Below are 3,880 nucleotides of genomic sequence, written 5' to 3' on the forward strand. Positions count from 1 at the left end.
CTAGAAAGGCTGCAGTCCGTTAGCAACTCGCGGACTTAAAAGGCTTTGGTAATTAGACGACCTCTATCGGCAATAGTCAAAAGACTATTGCTGGTAAGTCAAGTCCGTATCTAAGCAAGTTGGTGTTCTGGTTAGCGCAAGCTAACGAGCCACTAAGCCCTAGACTTCAGTCTAGGGTAGTTGACCCAAGTAAAAAAGTGCTGATGTGTCTTTGCTTATGAAGACTATCAGCACTTTTTATCAGTAATTCTTTCTTTACCAACAGCACGTTGTTCAGAAGGATTATAACCTAACTCTTCAATTTCTTGTCTTTTTTCTTTGTTATTGATTTGAGGAAGAATATCCCAAAAGTTAGACTTATTTTTCTTAATCTTTGAATTTCTGTTAGTTTTCATTGTTGTTTCCTTCATTTTCACTTTCTATAAATATAAGTATACTCTGAAAACAAAATCTATTTTTAGCTATTAAGATCGATTAATTCAAACTGAAATATTTTGCAAAAATATATGCAATTTATATGCGAACGATATATAATAGTATCAAATTCAGAAAGGAGTAAAAATTATGGCAGAAAAAACAACAGGACTTTATGTCAGAATGAATCCAGAAAAGAAGGAAAAGGCAGAAGCTATTCTGAAAAAGCTGGGGTTAAATTCAGCTACGGCAATTAACATGTTCTATGATCAGATTATTCTTCATAATGGTATTCCTTTCAGAGTAGAGATTCCAAATGCATGGGATAATTTGGATCAAATGAATAAATATGAATACGCCAAACTGCTTGACGAGCGCCTGAACACATTGACCGGAAGGGAAGATTTGCTTGGAGATGTCGCCAAGAGGCTTGATGCGGAAAAGAATGAAAAGAAAGATAACTAAGTTTTGAGGTAAAAATTATGATGGCAAGAATTATTATTGGCATTATTGTTGTTTTAGTTATTGTGTATGTTTGTTGTGGTTTTAGAATTGTTCCACAAAATAATGAAGGTTTGGTTGAAACCTTGGGTAAGTATTCTAAGACAGTAAAAGCTGGATTTATCTTTGTCTGGCCACTTTTCCAAAGAATTCGCAAAGTTCCATTAGCACTTCAACCACTTGAAATTTCTAAGTACTCAATCATTACCAAAGATAACGCTGAAATTTCTACTAGTTTAACTTTGAACTACTTGGTCACTGATTCATACCGTTACTTCTACAACAACACCGACTCAGTTGAATCAATGGTGCAATTAATCCGTGGTCACTTGCGTGACATTATTGGTCGTATGGATTTGAACGCAGCCCTTGGCTCAACTAAGGAAATTAACGATCAACTTTTCACTGCAACTGGTGACCTGACTGATATCTACGGTATCAAGGTCGTTCGTGTCAACGTTGATGAACTTTTACCAAGTGCTGAAATTCAACGTGCCATGGACAAACAACTTACTGCCGACCGTGAAAAGACTGCCGCAATTGCTAAGGCCGAAGGTGAAGCTCGTACCATTGAAATGACCACTAAGGCTAAGAACGATGCTTTGGTTGCTACTGCTAAGGCCAACGCTGAAGCTGTTAAGACGCAGGCTGATGCCGATGCTTATCGTGTACAAAAGATGCAAGAAGCTTTGTCAAAGGCTGGCGAAGGATACTTCAGAAACCAGAGTTTAGACAGCTTCAACCAATTAGCTCAAGGTCCTAACAACTTAATCGTGGTTGGCAAGGATGAAATGACTGACTTGGGTAAGGTCCCCGCTTTGAAAAAGGTGTGGGATGCAAGCAACGATAAGAAAGATGAATAAAAATTAGCTCAATTCTCAAATGAGGATTGAGCTTTTTTATACTTTTAACGTATACCAGCATCAACATTAAATAATTTTCACACTCTCTTGCTCGCCTTATACTTGTAGTAACAATTGAGAACAAGAGGGGAAAGAAAATTATGTTTGGCCGTACTTATTCAGATTTAGGTTCAGTTGTTGGATAAATTAATGGTGAAGATATTCGCGCAAATCAATTAGAAAGACGTGGCTATGATTGGGAGAATGGTTATGGCACTCCATCCGATGGTCAACCAGTTAGAAAATTAACTAAAGATACCAAAAGCATCATTATCTTTTGGTCGTGTTCCGGTTCAACTAAGTTGCTCGCAAGTAAAATTGCGCGTGAAACCGGTGCTGATATTTTAGAAATTACTTTAAGAAATCCTTATCCAGCAAATTACCGTAAAACGCTCAATCGCGCTAACTGTGAAAGAATTCAAAATGATTCACCAGAGCTTGAAATGCAGTTACCTGATTTGAGCCAATATGACACAATTTATTTAGGCTATCAGATCTGGGCAATGACTTTAAGTCAACCAATGAGGGCATTCCTACTTGAATATGGCGGCGAATTTTCTAATAAAAAGATTGCACCATTCCTTTCTGAAGGTGGATATGGTTCGGGTGACAGTACTGAATTGATTCGTGAATTTATTGCACGTGATGGTGGTAAAAATAAAAAGGTCGATTGGACATTTGTTGGTCCAGAAAATGTCTTTGTGCTGGCATTACTGATAAATTTGAAAAGGCAGGACAAAAGATTTTCGACCCTAACCAAAGAGCGGCACAATTAGAAGGCTCAAAGGATTACGCTCTGCGCTTTATGAACAAATATGATGTTCCAACTGCTCGCCATGAAACTTATGCCAGTGCTGAAACTTGTATTGCAGGTTTGAAGAACTTCGATTATCCAGTGGTGATCAAAGAAGATGGTTTAGCTGGTGGTAAAGGTGTAACCATTGCTCAGAACCAAGACGTCGCTGAAGAAACGATCAGAGAAATGTTTGCTGGTGGCCAAACTGCTGTCGTCCTTGAGGAATGCTTAGTTGGTCCGGAATATTCAATGTTTGTGGTTGTTTCTGAAGATCAGTTCACCATTTTGCCAATGGCGCAAGACCATAAGCGAGTTGGCGATGGCGACAAGGGCCCAAATACCGGCGGTATGGGATCATATTCTCCTTTGCCACAACTGAAAAAAGAAGATCGTCAAAGAATGATCGACGAGATCGTGAAGCCAACGATGAATGGATTGGTTCAAGGAAACTACCATTATTGCGGTATTTTGTACATCGGTTTAATGATGACGGAGAATGGTCCAAAGGTCATTGAATATAACGTTCGCTTGGGTGACCCTGAAACTCAAGTTGTCTTACCTCGAATTAAAAATGATTTTGCAGAAGTGATCGATGCAGCGGTAAATCATGAAAAGCTGCCTGAAATTGAAGAAAACGATAGCTCTATCTTAGGCGTGGTTGTTTGCAGCAAAGGCTATCCAACGCATCCGGCACCTAATGTGAAGATCGGCAAGTTGCCTCACGGCACTAATACTTATATCGATTATGCCAACGTGAAAGGTAATTTGGATAATCTGATAGGTGATGGTGGCCGCCTGTTCATGGTAATTTCGGAAGCCGACAATCTAGTCTAGGCGCAGGATAATGTTTATTCATATTTTAGCAAGCTTGATCTGCCAGATTGCTTCTACCGCCATGATATTGGCAATCGTGCTTTGAGAGATTAGATGTGTGAAGAAAGTCCCGTTTGGGACTTTTTTAGTTTGGATTTGTTTATTGGAGTGAAGGATAAGGGATGCACTGGTATAATTATTGTTGTATAAAATATAAACTGAATAAATTTCAGCTTTTTATTAAATCTAAATGGCTTAACGATGGGATTCTTTTAGTGTTTTCTCCACATATGTGGAGGTGATCCTAAATCACGTCCAAAATCATTGTTGCTTACCTTGTTTTCTCCACGTATGTGGAGGTGATCCATAACAAAAGTGTCTGGGAAAAAACTAAATCCTAGGCCATAAAAAGAACGATCAAAATTCTCAAATTTGAGGTTTTGATCGTTTTTTT

General features: G+C 38.6%; 4 protein-coding genes and 1 pseudogene. 3 read left to right on the forward strand and 2 right to left on the reverse strand.

The window, feature by feature from the left end:
* Window positions 1-227: 227 nt before the first annotated feature.
* Entirely contained in the window at window positions 228-410 is a 183-nt protein-coding gene (locus JEM49_RS08130) for a hypothetical protein (protein ID WP_201874606.1), read from the reverse strand.
* A gap of 154 nt (window positions 411-564) precedes the next feature.
* On the opposite strand from JEM49_RS08130, the gene JEM49_RS08135 reads away from it, so the two are divergent.
* From JEM49_RS08135 to purD, 3 genes and pseudogenes are all read left to right on the forward strand, one after another.
* A complete protein-coding gene (locus tag JEM49_RS08135; protein WP_025005298.1) occupies window positions 565-879 on the forward strand; it encodes a type II toxin-antitoxin system RelB/DinJ family antitoxin in 315 nt (104 codons plus the stop codon).
* A 17-nt stretch (window positions 880-896) separates the two neighbouring features.
* Window positions 897-1,778, forward strand: coding sequence for an SPFH domain-containing protein (locus tag JEM49_RS08140; RefSeq protein WP_201874604.1), 882 nt, complete (start codon window positions 897-899; stop codon window positions 1,776-1,778).
* Window positions 1,779-2,119: 341 nt separating this feature from the next.
* Window positions 2,120-3,540 (forward strand): annotated as a pseudogene (gene purD, locus JEM49_RS08145) (phosphoribosylamine--glycine ligase).
* A gap of 158 nt (window positions 3,541-3,698) precedes the next feature.
* Here purD and JEM49_RS10375 read toward each other — a convergent pair.
* The coding region (locus JEM49_RS10375; RefSeq protein ID WP_207187934.1) for a hypothetical protein at window positions 3,699-3,880 on the reverse strand (182 nt) is incomplete at its 5' end.

Origin of the sequence: Lactobacillus sp. A27, from assembly GCF_016742815.1 — a bacterium.
In the GTDB taxonomy this organism is placed as follows: Bacteria; Bacillota; Bacilli; order Lactobacillales; family Lactobacillaceae; genus Lactobacillus; species Lactobacillus gallinarum.